Source organism: Actinosynnema sp. NPDC050436, from assembly GCF_040655415.1.
GTDB lineage: Bacteria > Actinomycetota > Actinomycetes > Mycobacteriales > Pseudonocardiaceae > Actinosynnema.
The window spans coordinates 396,682-411,767 of sequence record NZ_JBFAJV010000004.1 but is presented as its reverse complement, the minus strand read 5'-3'; the positions used below and the strand labels follow the sequence as shown (position 1 = coordinate 411,767).

Sequence of the window (15,086 nt, the reverse complement as noted above, 5' to 3'; positions counted from 1 at the left end):
TGATCACCCCCGGCGCGTGGTGAGCACCGACGTGCGGCGCTGCTTGCGCAGCGCCGCCAGGTAGGCCGCGAAGTCCACCTGGATGGAGTCCGCCGCCGACGGGCCGTAGCGCGCGCCGGCGGCTTCGAGGTGCGCGTCCACCTCGCGGCGCATCACGGCCGGGGGCGGCAGCTCCGCCACGCCCTCCACGAGGTCGGCGATCCACTCCGCCTGCTCCACGACGAGCCGGGTGATCGCGCCGAACGGCCGGATGAGCCCGGCGAAGTAGAGGTCGGGGTGGGCGAGCGACACCACCCGCCGGAAGAGTGCTGTCCGGCCGCCCGGTTCGAACACCCATTCGAATGGCAGGAACGGGAATTCGATCCTATAACCGGTGCAGTACACCAGGTCGTCGGCCTCCGTCGCCGTGCCGTCCGCGAAATGTACCCGGGAGTTCACGATGCGGCTCACCGCAGGCTTGACAACCAGCGCCCCGTGGTTTATCCGGCTGAGCAGCTCGTCGGATATCGTGAGCGCCCCGCCGAAGACCCGGTGGTCCGGCTCGGCCAGCCCGTAGTCGGTCAGCCGGCCGCGCATCAGGCGCAACAGGGTTTCGATCAGCCGCCGTTGCTGGGGAAAGGTCATGCGCGCCCACCACGGTGCCGAGGCAATTTCGTCGATGGGTATCCCGAGCATTGTCTTGGGCACCACGTGCACACCCCGGCGTTGCACGACGGTGGTTTCAGCGGCCACTCTGGACAATTCCACGGCGATGTCGGCAGCGGAGTTTCCGAAACCGATCACGACCACCCTCCTGCCCGCGTGCTCCGCCGGTCCGGAGTAGTCGAACGAGTGCAGCCGGCGACCGGGGAACGTCTCATCCCCCGGGAGGGAGGGCAGCCGGGGCGACCAGTGGTGGCCGGTGGCGACCACGACGTGCCCGAACCGCCGCCGGTGGCGGGACCCGTCGCGGTGACCGGTCGTCACCAGCCACGTGCCGTCGGGCTCGCGGGTCAGCGACTCGACGTCGGTGCCCAGCTCGACGTGGTCGGCGACACCCTTGTGCTCGGCGTAACTTCGCAGGTAGGAGGCCACCTGATCGTGCCGGGGGTAGCGCGGGAAGTGGTCCGGGACGGGGAAGTCGGGGTAGCCGGTGATCTTGGCGGAGGTGTTCAGGTGCAGTGACGGGTAGGCCGGTCCGGGCTCCGGCGGGTCGGGGTAGCGCCACAGCCCGCCGATGCCGTTGGAACGTTCCAGCACGGTCACCGGCAAGTCCCGCGCGCGGAGCGTTCCGGCGACCGCGAGTCCCGAGAGGCCCGCGCCGATCACGCACGTGTGATCATGAATGGGACGTTCGGGGTATTGACTGGCCGTGAATTCAGCCACAAGCGTCACCACCCTTTCGGCCCAATTCCGTCACGGAGCGTGCCCGCCGTCCGGGGTGTGTGATCTTCGCCAACCGCCCGATCCTCCATTGCGTGGGCCCTGTTCACCGGGTAAGCCTTGCGCCCGGAGGTGCCTAGTGTCCAGTTCCACCGCTGTGGCCCAGGACTCACGCCGTGAGGGCCTGTTCGACGCATCGCTTTCGTCCTACCGGGATTTCGCCGCTGCCAAGTGGTCTGCCATAGGTGCCGCACTGGGATTCTCCGACGACCACCGGACCACCTCCGCAGCCGAACTCGACGCCGTGCTCGGCGAGTGGTCGGACCGCCCGCCGGGTACCGTCTGCGAATACCCCTCGTTCGTTTCCCGCGACGGTTTCCCGCTGGAGTTCTCGGTAAGCTGGCGGGCCGGCGTGCCGGAAATCAGGGTGTTGTTCGAATCGCTCGGCGCGGTGCCCTCGGCGCGGGCCGCCCAGGACGCCGGGCGGGCGCTGACCCGCTCGCTGGCGGGCCGGCCGGGCGTGGACCTGGCCCGCTACCTAGCGGTCGAGGAGCTGTTCGTGACGGCCGACCCGGAGCCGTTCCGGCCGACCGTCTGGCACTCGCTGGCGTACCGGCCCGGCGAGCCCGCCCGGTACAAGGTCTACCTCAACCCGCAGGCGCGGGGCCGGTCCGCCGTGCCCGGGGTGATGGCCGAGGCGATGCGCCGGCTCGGGCTCGGCGCGGCCTGGGCGCGGGTCGCCGGCCGGTACGACGAGCTGGCCGCCGAGGGGCACGAGCTGGAGTTCGTCGCGCTGGACCTGGCCGACACCCCGGACGCCCGGGTGAAGGTCTACTTCCGGCACACCGGGCGGGTCGACCTGGACCGGGTGGCGTCGCTGGCCCGCACCCACGACCCGGTGCTCGCCGGACCGGCCTACCGGGACGTCTACGGATCGCCCGCGCTGCCCGACAACGAGCCCATGACGTGCCTGGCGTTCCGGGCGGGCGCGGCGGGCCCCGAGGAGGCCAACGTCTACCTGCGACTGCCCAGCGAGGTGACGTCGGAGGCGGACGCCACCGACCGGGTCGCCTCGGTGCTGCGCCGCTTCGGCGCGGACCACCGGCAGTACCGGGCCGTGGTCGCCGCGCTCGCCCCGCGCCCGCTGGGCGCCATGGTCGGGCTCCAGGAGCTGCTCAGCGTGCGCACCGCGTCCGGGCGGCCCGACCTGGGGGTGTACTTCCGGTTCGCGGTGTACGACTCGGCCGTGGACGGCGCGCACGCCTGACAACCCGGGTCTCCGCGTGGTCGCGGAGACCCGGCACGGCGTCAGCCCGCGTAGTCGTGGAAGCCGCGCCCGCTCTTCTTGCCCAGCAGGCCCGCGTCGACCATGCGCAGCAGCAGCGGCGGCGGCGAGTACAGGGGCTCCTTGAACTCCTCGTACATCGACTCGGCGATGGCCTTGGTCGTGTCCAGGCCGATCAGGTCGGCCAGGCGCAGCGGACCCATCGGGTGCGCGCAGCCCAGCACCATGCCGCTGTCGATGTCCTCGGCGCTGGCGAACCCCGACTCCAGCATCCTGATCGAGGACAGCAGGTACGGGATGAGCAGGGCGTTGACCACGAACCCGGCCCGGTCCTGGGACCGGATGACCTCCTTGCCCAGCGCGCCGGTGACGAACGCCTCGGCCCGCGCCCTGGTCTCCTCGCCGGTCAGCAGCGAGGGCACCAGCTCGACCAGCTTGAGCACCGGCACGGGGTTGAAGAAGTGCACCCCGATCACCTGCTCCGGCCGGCCGGTCGCCATCCCCAGCTTCATGATCGGGATGGAGGACGTGTTCGAGGCGAAGATCGCCTTCGGGTCCTCCACGACCTTGTCCAGCGCGGCGAAGACGTCCGTCTTGACCTGCTCGTTCTCCGCGACCGCTTCCACGACCAGGTTCCGGTCGGCGAAGTCGGCGAGGTCGGTGGTGAACCGGACGCGCTCCAGTGCGGCGTCCCGGTCCTCGGCGCTGAGCTTGCCGCTGCGCACACCCCTGGCCAGCGAGGAGGCGATCCGCCCCCGCGCGGCCTCGGCGGCGTCCAGGTCCACCTCGGACACCAGCACGTCCAGGCCCGCGCGTGCGCAGACCTCGGCGATGCCGGAGCCCATCAGACCGGACCCCACCACTCCAACACGTTGAATGTCACTCACGCCCCGATCCTGCCAGGGCCGCCACCCGCCGGCACAACCCCGACCTGTGATTACGCCACCGGGTGCGCGCCGGGTCACACCGGTGCCCGTCGACGCGCGGGGGTCAGTCCAGGTCCCGCTCCGCCCGCGCGATGGCCGCGAACTCCTCCTCCGGCGCGGACCCGACCAGGTGGTGCCTGCTGTAGAACCAGAAGTACGCCAGTGCCGCGACGACGATGCCGGCGGTGATGCCGGCGGCCAGTTCGTCCACCACGAAGGTCGCGGCGACGGCGGCCAGCGCCAGCACCAGCGCGATCCCGGTGGTGACCACGCCGCCGGGCGTCCGGTACGGCCGCTCCAGCCCCGGTTCGCGGACCCGCAGCACGATGTGCGACACCATCATCAGCACGTACGACAGCGCCGCGCCGAACACCGCGATGTTGATCAGCAGCGCCCCGTCCCGGGTGAGCGCGGCCAGGGCGAACCCGAGCGCGCCGGGCACGATCAGCGCCAGGTACGGAGTCTTGCGCCTGCCGGTGCGCGACAGCCAACGCGGCAGGTAGCCGGCGCGGGAGAGCGCGAAGAGCTGCCGCGAGTACGCGAAGATGATCGAGAAGAAGCTCGCCACCAGTCCCGCGAGGCCGACGTAGTTCACGACCTGCGCCAGCGCGTTGTCCCCGCCGTAGGCCGCGCGGACGGCGTCGGGCAGCGGGTTGTCCGAGCCCTTCAGCACCTCCGACCCCGCGCCGCCGGGCGCGAGGACCAGGATCGCCCCGGCGAACAGCAGCAGCACCACGACCGCGCCGATGATGCCGCGCGGCATGTCGCGCTTCGGGTCCCGCGCCTCCTCGGCGGCCAGCGGGACGCCTTCGACGGCCAGGAAGAACCAGATCCCGTAGACCAGCGCGCCCAGCACGCCGGTGACCCCGAACGGCAGGAACCCGTCACCGCCGGCGAGGTCGAACAGCTTGTCCGCGTCGAACTTCGGCACCATGCCGACCACGAACGCCAGCAGCGCCACCACCGCGATGCCGGTGATCACGAACATCAGCCGCAGCGCCTCGCCCACGCCGTAGAGGTGCACGCCGACGAAGACCAGGAAGCACACCAGGTAGACCGGCCACGAGTTGGTCAGCCCGAACAGCCCGAGCGTCTCCACGTAGCCGCCGATGAACACCGCGATGGCAGCGGGCGCGATGGCGTACTCGACGAGGATGGCGATCCCGGTGGCGAACCCGCCCAGCGGGCCCAGCGCGCGGCGCGCGAACCCGTAGCCCGCCCCCGCGACCGGCAGCGCGGCGGCCAGTTCGGCGAGGCCGAACACCATGCACGCGTACATGGTGCCCATCAGCGCGGTCGCCACCAGCAGGCCGCCCCAGCCACCCTGGGCCAGGCCGAAGTTCCACCCGGCGAAGTCACCGCTGATCACGTAGGAGACCCCGAGGCCGGCCAGCAGCACCCAGCCCGCCGCGCCCCGCTTCAGCTGCCGGCGCTCCAGGTACTCGCGGCCGACCTGCTCGTACTCGACGTGCTCGGCCATGGCCGCTCCAATGGGTCGGCTGCGCTCCTTTGCACCGTGGTCGAGAGTGGCCCGCGTCACCTGATGGTGTCAACGGGCAGCGCGCGGAACACCCCGCGCGGCGGATGGCCGAGCCGCCGGAACGCCGGGTGCGCGGCCACCATCACCGAGATCCGCAGCGAGTTGTGCACGGGGGAGTAGCGCGGCAGCGGCGCGAACGTGCCGGTCCAGTCGAGCGAGAAGTGCACCAGGGCCTGGACGGGCGAGCGGAGCCCGCCGGGCCCGGTCCAGTCCGGCAGGCGCGGCGGCACCCACTGGTCGCCGTTCTCGCGCGGGTGGCGCCGGGCGTGCTCGGCGAGCGCCGCGCCCGCCCGGCCCCGGAACCGCTCGTACTCGGCGCGGTCCATGGCCACCACCAGGATCAGCCGCTCCGGGCGCAGCAGGCGGACCGACTCGCCCAGCTCCCACAGCGTGCCCTCGCCCCACCCCAGCACCAGCACGACGTGCCGCGCGCCGCGCACCAGCTCGCGCACCGCCGGCTGCCACTCGTCGGGCAGGTACATCCGCAGCGCGCCGACGTGCGGCGCCGCCTCGCCCGGCCGTCCCACCGCGACCATGGGGTCCTCCGTCGACAGCGCGTCGACCAGCAGCGACTCCTGGGATTCCTCGGTGATCGCCACGCCGCGCAGGCCGCGCTTCACCGCGCCGAACGCCTGCGCGCCCGCCAGCCGCTCGTCGTCGCCGAACGTCCGCAGGTACAGGCTGTACGCCAGCCCGTCGAGGTCGCCGGGGGCGCGCACGGTCGGGGCCAGGTAGCGCCGGGACCGCGCGAACAGGCCGTTGGACCGCACGAACAGCCACAGCCCGACCAGCACGCAGACCAGGGCCGGCGCGTCGGACCAGTCGGGTCGGCCGTCCAGCACGCCGCCGTCGTGCGGGAAGGCGGGCAGCGCCGAGGTGAGCAGGTGCAGCGCCCAGCCCAGCCCGAGCGCGCCCAGCGCCATCGCGGTCCAGCCGAGGAAGCCGTTGACCACGAACAGGTTGTTGCCGTCGCGGAAGGTGTTCCAGACGACCCGCAGACCCACCAGGCAGAACACGACGACCCAGGTGTCGGGGCGACCGAGCGCGGTCGGGGAGATCGGGGCTTCGGTGAGCCGCAGCAGCTTGCCGAGGCCGAAGAACACCAGGGCCGCGCCGGCGGTCATCAGCAGCATCGCGCGCACGAACAGCGAGCCCGCGAGGTGACCGGAGGGGTTCGGCCCGAGCTTCGGCCGCAGCCGGTCCCAGGAGTTCGCGGCCACCGGGCCACCTCCCCTCGCCAGCGCCCGTGCACGAGCGTAGCGACGCGATCAAGGGTGGCGCGGGTCACTCGGCAGTGCCAGGATGGGCGCGTCCAATGGCTCGCTGTCATACCTTTGGAGGCGCTGCGATGCTGACCGTCGAGGAGTTGCGCGAGCTGGTGGGCAGCGGGGAGGTCGACACCGTCCTGATCGCCCTCGTCGACATGCAGGGCCGCCTCCAGGGCAAGCGCTGTGCGGCCCGGCACTTCCTGGACGTGGTCCTGCCGCACGCCGCCGAGGGCTGCAACTACTTGCTCGCCGTCGACGCCGAGATGAACCCGGTCGACGGGTACGCCATGTCGTCCTGGGACAGCGGGTACGGCGACTTCGTGATGAAACCGGACCTGTCGACGCTGCGTCGCGTCCCGTGGCACGAGGGCACCGCGCTGGTCATGTGCGACGTCGAGTGGGAGGGCGGCGAACCGGTGCCCGCCTCGCCCCGGCAGGTCCTGCGCCGCCAGCTCGACCGCCTGGCCGAGCGCGGCCTGCGCGCCTACGTCGGCACCGAGCTGGAGTTCATCGTCTTCGACAACACCTACGAGGACGCCTGGAACCGGGGCTACCGCGACCTCACCCCCGCCAACCAGTACAACGTCGACTACTCGCTGCTGGGCACCGCGCGGGTCGAGCCGCTGCTGCGCGCCATCCGCAACCACATGACCGGCGCGGGCATGGAGGTCGAGTCGGCCAAGGGCGAGTGCAACCCCGGCCAGCACGAGATCGCGTTCCGCTTCACCGAGGCGTTGGCCACCTGCGACAACCACAGCATCTACAAGACCGGGGCCAAGGAGATCGCCGCCCAGCAGGGCCGGTCGCTGACCTTCATGGCCAAGTACGACCAGCGCGAGGGCAACTCGTGCCACATCCACCTGAGCCTGCGCTCGCCCGACGGCGAGCCGGTGTTCGCCGAGGGGCGCGGGATGTCGGCGCTGATGGAGTCCTTCCTCGCCGGCCAGCTCGCCGCGCTGCGCGAGCTGACCTACTTCCTCGCGCCGAACGTCAACTCGTACAAGAGGTTCGTGCCGGGCAGCTTCGCGCCCACGGCGGTCGCGTGGGGCCGGGACAACCGGACGTGCGCGCTGCGCGTGGTCGGCCACGGCCCGTCGCTGCGGTTCGAGAACCGGGTGCCCGGCGGCGACGTGAACCCGTACCTGGCGGTCGCCGCGCTGATCGCCGCCGGGCTGCACGGCGTGGAGAACGGGCTGAGCCTGGAGGACGAATTCGTCGGCAACGCCTACGCCTCCGGGCGGGAGACCGTGCCGACCACCCTCCGCGACGCCGCGACCCTGCTGGCGGGCAGCGCGGTCGCGCGCGACGCGTTCGGCCGGGACGTGGTGGAGCACTACCTCAACGCCGCCCGCGTGGAGCTGGCCGCGTACGACTCGACGGTGACCGACTGGGAGCGAATCCGTGGCTTCGAACGGCTCTAGGCCGCTGATCGGCATCAGCACCTACCTGGAACGCACGCGGTTCGGCGTGTGGGACGTGGAGGCGGCGGTGCTGCACCGCGACTACCTCGACTCGGTGGTGCGCGCCGGCGGCAACCCGGTGCTGCTGCCGCCGGTCGGCGCGTGGGACGCCGACGCGATCGGCTTCCTGGACGGCCTGGTGCTGGCCGGCGGGGCGGACGTCGACCCCGCGCGCTACGGCCGGGAGCGCGACCCCCGGACCGGGCCGCCGCGCCCGGACCGGGACACCGCCGAACTGGACCTGGCCCGCGCCGCGTTCGCGCTCGACCTGCCGGTGCTCGGCGTGTGCCGGGGGATGCAGGTGCTCAACGTCGCCCTGGGCGGCACGCTGCACCAGCACGTCGAGGGCCACAACCCCGCGCCGGCGGTCTTCGAGCACACCGGCATCGCGGTCGCGCCCGGCAGCCGGCTGGCCCGGGTCGTCGGCCCGGCCACCACCGTGCACTGCCACCACCACCAGGCGGTCGACGTCGTCGGCGACGGCCTGGTGGTGGTCGCCAGGGCACCGGACGGCACGGCGGAGGCGGTGGAGCTGGCGGGCGCGCGGTTCGTGCTCGGCGTCCAGTCGCACCCGGAGGCCGACAGCGAGGACGACCGCCTGTTCGCCGCGCTGGTGGACGCCGCGCGCACCCGCGCCGGCACGGCGTGGGCCGACACCACGGGGAGGAACGCCCGATGACCGCGTTCGACGTGATCGACCCGGCCACCGGGGAGGTCATCCGCCCGGTCGCGCTCGCGTCGGTGGAGGAGGCCGACGCGGCGATCGCCCGCGCGCACGCGGCCTTCCCGGCGTGGCGGGCCGTCGCGCCCGGCGACCGGGCCCGGCTGCTGCGCCGCTTCGCCGACGCCGTGGACGGCGCGCTGGAGGAGCTGGCCCGGCTGGAGGTGCGCAACGCCGGCCACACCATCGGCAACGCCCGCTGGGAGGCCGGCAACGTCCGCGACGTCCTGCACTACTACGCCGCTGCGCCGGAACGCCTGTTCGGCAGGCAGATCCCGGTGGCCGGCGGGCTGGACGTGACGTTCCAGGAGCCGCTGGGCGTGGTGGGTGTGATCGTGCCGTGGAACTTCCCGATGCCGATCGCCGCCTGGGGCTTCGCGCCCGCGCTCGCGGCCGGCAACACCGTGGTGCTCAAGCCCGCCGAGCTGACGCCGCTGACCGCGCTGCGGCTGGCGGAACTGGCCCGCGAGGCGGGCATCCCGCCGGACGTGCTCCAGGTGCTGCCCGGCGCGGGACCCGTGGTCGGGCAGCGGTTCGTGACCCACCCGGCGGTGCGCAAGGTGGTGTTCACCGGCTCCTCGCGGGTCGGCAGGCAGGTCATGGCGGGCTGCGCGGACCAGGTCAAGCGGGTGACGCTGGAACTGGGCGGCAAGTCGGCCAACGTCGTGTTCGCCGACGCCGACCTGGAACGCGCTGCGGCCACCGCGCCGTACGGGGTGTTCGACAACGCGGGCCAGGACTGCTGCGCGCGGTCCCGCATCCTGGTGCAGGCGTCGGTCTACGACCGGTTCATGGAACTGCTGGAACCGGCCGTCACGGGCGTCGTGGTCGGCGCCCCCGACGACGAGGCCACCGAGATGGGGCCGCTGATCTCCGCCGCGCACCGGGCCAGGGTGGCGTCCTACGTGCCCGACGACGCGCCCGTCGCGTTCCGGGGGTCCGCCCCGGGCGGACCGGGTTTCTGGTTCCCGCCGACGGTCCTCGCGCCCGTGTCGCCCGACGACCCGGCGGCCGTGGACGAGATCTTCGGCCCCGTGGTGGCCGTGCTGCCCTTCGCCGACGAGGACGAGGCGGTGCGGCTGGCCAACGACAGCCGGTACGGGCTGTCCGGCTCGATCTGGACCCGGGACGTCGGCCGGGCGCTGCGCGTCTCGCGGGCCGTGGAAGCCGGGAACCTGTCGGTCAACTCGCACTCGTCGGTGCGGTACTCGACGCCGTTCGGCGGGTTCAAGCAGTCCGGGCTGGGGCGCGAGCTGGGACCGGACGCGCTCGCGTCGTTCACCGAGACCAAGAACGTCTTCATCGCCCACTGACCCCGCGCGGGACCCACCGGCCCCGCGCGCGACCACTCGATTCGATCGGGAGAGACATGGCACAGCGACTGGAAGGCCGGGTGGCCGTCGTGACCGGCGGCGGCAGCGGCATCGGCCTCGCCTCGGTGCGCCGGCTGGCGGGCGAGGGCGCGCGCGTGGTCGTCGCGGACGTCGACGCCCGGACGGGCCGGGCTGCCGCCGACGAGGTCGACGGCCTGTTCGTCCAGGTCGACGTGACCGACGAGGAGCAGGTCGAGGCGCTCTACCGGACCACCGCCGACACCTTCGGCCCGGTGGACGTCGCGTTCAACAACGCGGGCATCTCGCCGCCCGAGGACGACTCGATCCTCACCACCGGCATCGAGGCGTGGGACCGGGTGCAGAAGGTCAACCTGACCTCGGTGTACCTGTGCTGCAAGTACGCCATCCCGCACATGCTGGAGCGCGGCAAGGGCTCGGTGATCAACACGGCCTCGTTCGTGGCCACCATGGGCGCGGCGACCTCGCAGATCTCCTACACCGCGTCCAAGGGCGGCGTGCTGGCGATGAGCCGGGAACTCGGCGTGCAGTTCGCCCGGCAGGGCGTGCGGGTCAACGCCCTCTCGCCCGGCCCGGTCAACACGCCGCTGCTGCGCGAGCTGTTCGCCAAGGACCCGGAGCGCGCCGCGCGGCGGCTGGTGCACGTGCCCCTCGGGCGGTTCGCCGAACCCGAGGAGATCGCCGCCGCCGTCGCGTTCCTGGCCAGTGACGACTCGTCCTTCATCACCGCGTCGAACTTCCTGGTGGACGGCGGTATCGCGGGTGCCTACGTGACACCGCTGTAGGTGCCCGATGATCCCGTTGCAGGACGCGGTGTTCCGCCCGGTGCGGGCGGGCAACGCGTTCGAGGAGACCGTCGAGCGGCTGATGCAGGCCGTGCGGCTCGGCGTCGTGCCACCGGGGGAGCGGCTGCCCCCGGAGCGCGAGCTGGCCACCCGGCTCGGCGTGAGCCGGGTGACCCTGCGCGAGGCGATCAGGTCGTTGCAGGACGCCGGCTACGTCGAGTCCCGGCGCGGGCGCTACGGCGGCACGTTCGTCAACGACCCGCTGCCCGCCGCCCGCCCGGGACGCCCGGTGGAGGTACCCGAGCTGCTCGACGCGCTGACCCTGCGGGCCGTGCTGGAGGCCGGCGCGGCGGAGTGCGCGGCCGGGCGCGCGCTGGGGCCCGCCGAGCGGCGCAACCTGCGGGCGAGGCTCGCGGAGTGCGCGTGCGCGGCGCTGGACGACTACCGCCGCAAGGACTCCCGGCTGCACCTGGCGATCGCGGAGGCGACCGGGTCGGCGTCGCTCACCGCCGCCATCGCCGACGTCCGGATGCGGGTCAACGAGCTGCTGGACCGCATCCCGCTGCTGCCGCCGAACCTGGCGCACTCCAACGACCAGCACGACCTGGTGGTCACCCGCATCCTCGACGGCGACCCCGACGGCGCCCGGCGGGCGATGGCCGAGCACCTCGCGGGCACCGCCTCGCTGCTGCGCGGCTTCCTCTCCTGACCGCCGCCGACGCCGTCCGGGACGCGGTGCCGCCGCTGTCGGCACCGCGTCCGCCGCGTGTCACGGGGAGGGCTGCGCCGCCTTGCCGTAGGCCAGCCGGGAGACGAGGTTCTTGTTGGTGTCGCGCAACTCGGCGGCGTCGCCCTGGTCGTTCCAGATCGGCCGGCCGCTGCCGTAGGAGAACCCGCCGGTCTCCTGGTGCACCTCGTTGGTGTAGATCCTGATCCGCTGCCCCGGCTGGAGCGTGGTGCCGGCCGGGAAGGTGAAGTCCTGGCCCGCGTCGTCCGCGCCGATCACCCAGCCGGAGATGTCGGCCGGTGCCGTGCCCCGGTTGACGACCTCGACGTACTCGTCGGCCTGGGTGCGCTTCACCTCGCCCTTGTTGCGGACCTGCGAGATGACCACGTCCGGCCGGCCGACCCGGTTGAACAGGGCGACCACGTCCGCGCTGTTCGCGCCGTTCTCGGCGCTGATGAACTTGCGGACGATCTGGCCGTTCTGCTTGAAGCCGCTGATGACGACGGCGTACTGCTCGCCGTCCACGGTCACCGACTCGGGGGAGACGAACGTGGGCAGGTCGACCTCGTCCTCCGGGTTCGGGCCGGTGTTCGGGGTCTCGTTGTGCCGGAACTTGAAGCTGAAGCTGCTCGTGGTGCCGTCCTCGAAGACGACCTCGACGGTCAGGTCGACCTCGAACTGCGGCACGGGCAGCGCCTGGACGGGGAAGTTCTCGTGGGTGAAGGTGCCGAGCGTGAACTCGGTGCCGTCCAACTTCACGTCCACCGCGCCGCCGCTGAAGACGTACCCGCTCTTGCCGGAACCGGCCGGGACGCCCCACTTCACGTGCGGGGTGCCCAGGCCCTCCAGCGCCGGAGGGGTCGTGCTGATGGCCGGCCAGCTGCCGGACGTCGTCGCAGTGCTCATGGGTCGATCGTGCTCCGCCCGGCCCGGGGCGTTAATCCGCTGTGCGGGCGAGGCCCGGGTACGTCGTGCTCCGGCGAGTGGATCTTCGTTCACACTTGCGGAGCCCGTTCGGGTGGGGCGGTTTCCCGAACGGGCCATCTCCCGCCGAAGTGCGTGCCCACCCGCCGCCGTTGGCGCACACCCGTTGGGCCGGCCGGTGCACCGGCACCGGCGGTGGCCGATCGGGTCAGCGCGGGAAGTCGCGGAACTCGCGCCCCTGCCGGTGGTCGGGGTGGCGTTCGTCCATCCGGGACAGTCCCGGCCGGTCGCCGGGCCCGCGCCCGTCCCGGTCGAGCAGCGCGACCAGGCCGCCGCCGAGCACCAGGCCGATCAGGCCCACGACGACGAGCTGCGTGCCCTTGTGCCGCGCGAACCGCCCGAACCCGCCCCCCGGTGCGGGGTGCGGGGTGCGCGGCGGCACGTGCCCGGCCTGCGGCGCGGCTTGTGGCGCGGCGGCCTGCGGAGCGGCGGACGGCTGCGGAGCTTCCGCCTGAGGGCCGTCCGTCTGCGAAGGGGCCGCCTGCGGGTCGGTTGCCTGCGGGCCGGCCGCTTGCGGGTCGGTGGCCTGGGGAGGGGCTGCTGGTGGAGGCGCTGCTTGCGGGGTCGTCGTCTGCGGACCGGTGGGGTGCCCGGCGGGCAGCGGGTGGGTGGGCTGGGTGCCTTCGGGCTGGTCGGCCATGGTCGGACTCCGGTCGTCAAGGGGCTGCGCCACCAGCGTGCGCCGCCGACCTGAGCGCACCCTGATGGTGAGCTGTGAACGAGCTGTTCGCGCCGGGAGCCGCCCCGGCGGGCTACTACTCGCCGGTCAGCACCTGGCGCACCAGGTCGCGCAGCAGCCGGTGGGCCGGGTCGGCGTCGTTGCGCGGGTGCCAGGCCAGGCTCACCGTGATCTCCGGCAGCGGCAGCGGGATGTCGAACGTGCGCAGGCCCATCTCGAACAGCATCCCGCCGGCCGGGGCGAGGCCGACCAGGTCGGAGCCGGCGGCGACGTGCAGCGCCGCCGCGTAGGTCGGCACCACGACCGCCACGTCCCGGGAGAGCCCCAGCGCGGCGAGGGCGTCGTCGATCGGGCCCTGCCGCCGGCCGTGCCGCGACACGCCGATGTGCGACGCCGCCGCGAACCGCCGCGCCGTCACCCTCCCGCGCGTCAGCGGGTGGCCGGCGCGCACCGCGCCGACCATGGGCGCGGACAGCACCGGCTCGACCCTGGTCTCCGGGTCGACGTGCTCGACCACCCCCACTTCGAGGTCGACCCGGCCTTCGCGCAGCGCCGGCGTGCCCTCCACGGCGTCCGGCAGGAAGCGCAGCACCACGTGCGGCGCGGACTCGCGCACCCGCTCCAGCAGCGGGGCGGCCAGGTGCGGCACGAGCAGGTCGCCGGTCTGCAACGTGAACGTCCGGCGCAGCCCCGCCAGGTCCGTCGACGACACGGGCGTGAGCAGCGCGTTGGCCTGCTCCACCACCGCCCGCACGGACTCCCTCAGCTCGACCGCGCGCGGCGTCGGCACGAGGTTGCGCCCGGCCCGCACCAGGATCGGGTCGTCCAGCACCCGCCGCAGCCGCGCGAGCGTGCGGCTCATCGCCGGCGCGGAGGTGTGCAGGCGCTCGGCGGCACCGGTCACGCTGCCCTCGTCCAGCAGGGCGTCCAAGGCGGCCAACAGGTTCAGGTCCACCCGGAGCATTATCACAGGTGGAAACAATCATTGCCCTTATTTCACTGGTGGTAATCGGCAATCGTTCCTAGCGTTGGGTGCATGACCGCACAGTTGGCCGTCGCCTGCCAAGATGCTTCCACCATCGCCTTCTTCGACGCGCACACGCACGACCGGGTCGCCGCGCTCGCCGTGCCGCCCCAACCGCACGAGCTGATCTACGACCACGACCGGCGGCTCCTCGTCTGCACGCACACCTACCGCTCCGGCCACTACGGCGAGCACGGGGAGAGCGGCCACGAGGTGAGCCTCGTCGACCCCGACACGCACGAGGTGGTCGAGGTGCTCGACGTCGGGCACGCGCCGCACGGGGTGGCGCTGCGGGAGAACCTGCTCTTCGTCGGCGTCGAGGCCACCGACGACCAGGACGGCGGGGTCGTGGTGGTGGACCTCGACAAGCGCGAGGTGCTCGACCGGGTCGACGTCCGCGCCAGGGAGCCGCACTGGATCGCCGTCACCGGGCGCAAGGTCTACACCGCGAACAAGGATGCCCGCTTCGTCACGGCGGTGGACCTGCCGTCCGGCGCGGTCGAGGAGATCGGCCTGCCGGGCAGCGAGGGCATCGCGGCGGGCGGGCGGTACGTCTACGTGGCGACGCCCAGGTTCGGCACGGCCGGCGTCGACCGGGGCGTGCGGGTGGTCGACAGCGCGGTCGACCGGGTGGTCCGCATCCTGCCCACCAGGCAGTTCCCGGTGCCCGTGCACGTGACCCGGGGTGGCCTGGTGCTGGTCGGCGAGTTAGACCGCCGGGGCGGCGGCGCGCTGTCCGCGTTCCGGGAGTGGGAGCCGGTCGCGCGGGTCGAGGTCGGCCGGTTCCCGCTGGCCGTCACGTCGTCCCCGGACGGCGCACTGGGGTACGTGGCCAACCTGAGGAGCGGCACGGTCTCGGTGGTCGACCTGACGGCGTTCGAGGTCGTGGCGGAGATCGCCGTCGCCCCGGAGGGCACCGCCGGCCCGCACGGCCTGGCCTACGTGCCGTAGCCCACTCCCGCAGCCACTCCAG

14 protein-coding genes are annotated in these 15,086 nt (G+C 73.0%); 7 read left to right on the top strand and 7 right to left on the bottom strand.

The features are described from left to right. Nucleotides 1-3: 3 nt before the first annotated feature. Nucleotides 4-1,308, bottom strand: a complete 1,305-nt coding sequence (locus AB0I60_RS14295; protein ID WP_360729424.1) for an NAD(P)-binding domain-containing protein — start codon at nt 1,306-1,308, stop codon at nt 4-6. A 193-nt stretch (nt 1,309-1,501) separates the two neighbouring features. Here AB0I60_RS14295 and AB0I60_RS14290 point away from each other — a divergent pair, with 193 nt between their 5' ends. Then, nucleotides 1,502-2,629, top strand: coding sequence for a tryptophan dimethylallyltransferase family protein (locus AB0I60_RS14290; RefSeq protein WP_360729422.1), 1,128 nt, complete (start codon nt 1,502-1,504; stop codon nt 2,627-2,629). Between the two features lie 41 nt (nt 2,630-2,670). On the opposite strand, the gene AB0I60_RS14285 is transcribed toward AB0I60_RS14290, so the two are convergent. The 3 genes from AB0I60_RS14285 to AB0I60_RS14275 form a co-directional block, all read right to left on the bottom strand. Continuing rightward, nucleotides 2,671-3,534 (bottom strand): 3-hydroxybutyryl-CoA dehydrogenase, encoded by an 864-nt coding sequence (locus AB0I60_RS14285; protein WP_360729420.1) that lies wholly within the window; start codon nt 3,532-3,534, stop codon nt 2,671-2,673. A gap of 103 nt (nt 3,535-3,637) precedes the next feature. Continuing rightward, nucleotides 3,638-5,053, bottom strand: coding sequence for an ethanolamine permease (gene eat, locus AB0I60_RS14280; protein ID WP_360729417.1), 1,416 nt, complete (start codon nt 5,051-5,053; stop codon nt 3,638-3,640). A 56-nt stretch (nt 5,054-5,109) separates the two neighbouring features. Further along, the gene (locus AB0I60_RS14275) at nt 5,110-6,333 is read right to left on the bottom strand and encodes a hypothetical protein (RefSeq protein ID WP_360729415.1); all 1,224 of its coding nucleotides are present in this window, start codon (nt 6,331-6,333) and stop codon (nt 5,110-5,112) included. 128 nt (nt 6,334-6,461) lie between these two features. Here AB0I60_RS14275 and AB0I60_RS14270 point away from each other — a divergent pair, with 128 nt between their 5' ends. From AB0I60_RS14270 to AB0I60_RS14250, 5 genes are read left to right on the top strand one after another with little or no spacing between them, the layout of a single operon-like run. Next, nucleotides 6,462-7,802 carry a glutamine synthetase family protein gene (locus AB0I60_RS14270; protein WP_360729412.1) on the top strand — a complete coding sequence of 447 codons (1,341 nt, stop codon included), beginning with the start codon at nt 6,462-6,464 and terminating at the stop codon, nt 7,800-7,802. Continuing rightward, nucleotides 7,783-8,520, top strand: a complete 738-nt coding sequence (locus tag AB0I60_RS14265; RefSeq protein ID WP_360729409.1) for a gamma-glutamyl-gamma-aminobutyrate hydrolase family protein — start codon at nt 7,783-7,785, stop codon at nt 8,518-8,520. Before AB0I60_RS14270 ends, AB0I60_RS14265 begins: the two co-directional genes overlap by 20 nt. After that, nucleotides 8,517-9,875, top strand: a complete 1,359-nt coding sequence (locus AB0I60_RS14260; RefSeq protein ID WP_360729408.1) for an aldehyde dehydrogenase family protein — start codon at nt 8,517-8,519, stop codon at nt 9,873-9,875. The genes AB0I60_RS14265 and AB0I60_RS14260 overlap by 4 nt, the downstream gene beginning before the upstream one ends. Before the next feature lie 56 nt (nt 9,876-9,931). Continuing rightward, nucleotides 9,932-10,699, top strand: a complete 768-nt coding sequence (locus AB0I60_RS14255) for a 3-oxoacyl-ACP reductase (protein WP_360729405.1) — start codon at nt 9,932-9,934, stop codon at nt 10,697-10,699. Between the two features lie 7 nt (nt 10,700-10,706). Continuing rightward, nucleotides 10,707-11,408 (top strand): GntR family transcriptional regulator, encoded by a 702-nt coding sequence (locus AB0I60_RS14250; protein WP_360729402.1) that lies wholly within the window; start codon nt 10,707-10,709, stop codon nt 11,406-11,408. A gap of 60 nt (nt 11,409-11,468) precedes the next feature. Here the strand turns inward: AB0I60_RS14250 and AB0I60_RS14245 are convergent, their stop codons facing one another. The 3 genes from AB0I60_RS14245 to AB0I60_RS14235 all read right to left on the bottom strand — a co-directional run bounded on the left by AB0I60_RS14245 (nt 11,469) and on the right by AB0I60_RS14235 (nt 14,053). Then, nucleotides 11,469-12,332, bottom strand: a complete 864-nt coding sequence (locus tag AB0I60_RS14245; protein ID WP_360729399.1) for a lamin tail domain-containing protein — start codon at nt 12,330-12,332, stop codon at nt 11,469-11,471. Nucleotides 12,333-12,558: 226 nt separating this feature from the next. Then, nucleotides 12,559-13,050 (bottom strand): hypothetical protein, encoded by a 492-nt coding sequence (locus AB0I60_RS14240; RefSeq protein ID WP_360729396.1) that lies wholly within the window; start codon nt 13,048-13,050, stop codon nt 12,559-12,561. A 115-nt stretch (nt 13,051-13,165) separates the two neighbouring features. After that, complete coding sequence (locus AB0I60_RS14235; RefSeq protein ID WP_360729701.1) at nt 13,166-14,053, bottom strand: LysR family transcriptional regulator; 888 nt, start codon at nt 14,051-14,053, stop codon at nt 13,166-13,168. Nucleotides 14,054-14,125: 72 nt separating this feature from the next. Here AB0I60_RS14235 and AB0I60_RS14230 point away from each other — a divergent pair, with 72 nt between their 5' ends. Further along, nucleotides 14,126-15,064 carry a YncE family protein gene (locus tag AB0I60_RS14230; RefSeq protein WP_360729394.1) on the top strand — a complete coding sequence of 313 codons (939 nt, stop codon included), beginning with the start codon at nt 14,126-14,128 and terminating at the stop codon, nt 15,062-15,064. The last annotated feature ends 22 nt before the right edge of the window (nt 15,065-15,086 follow it).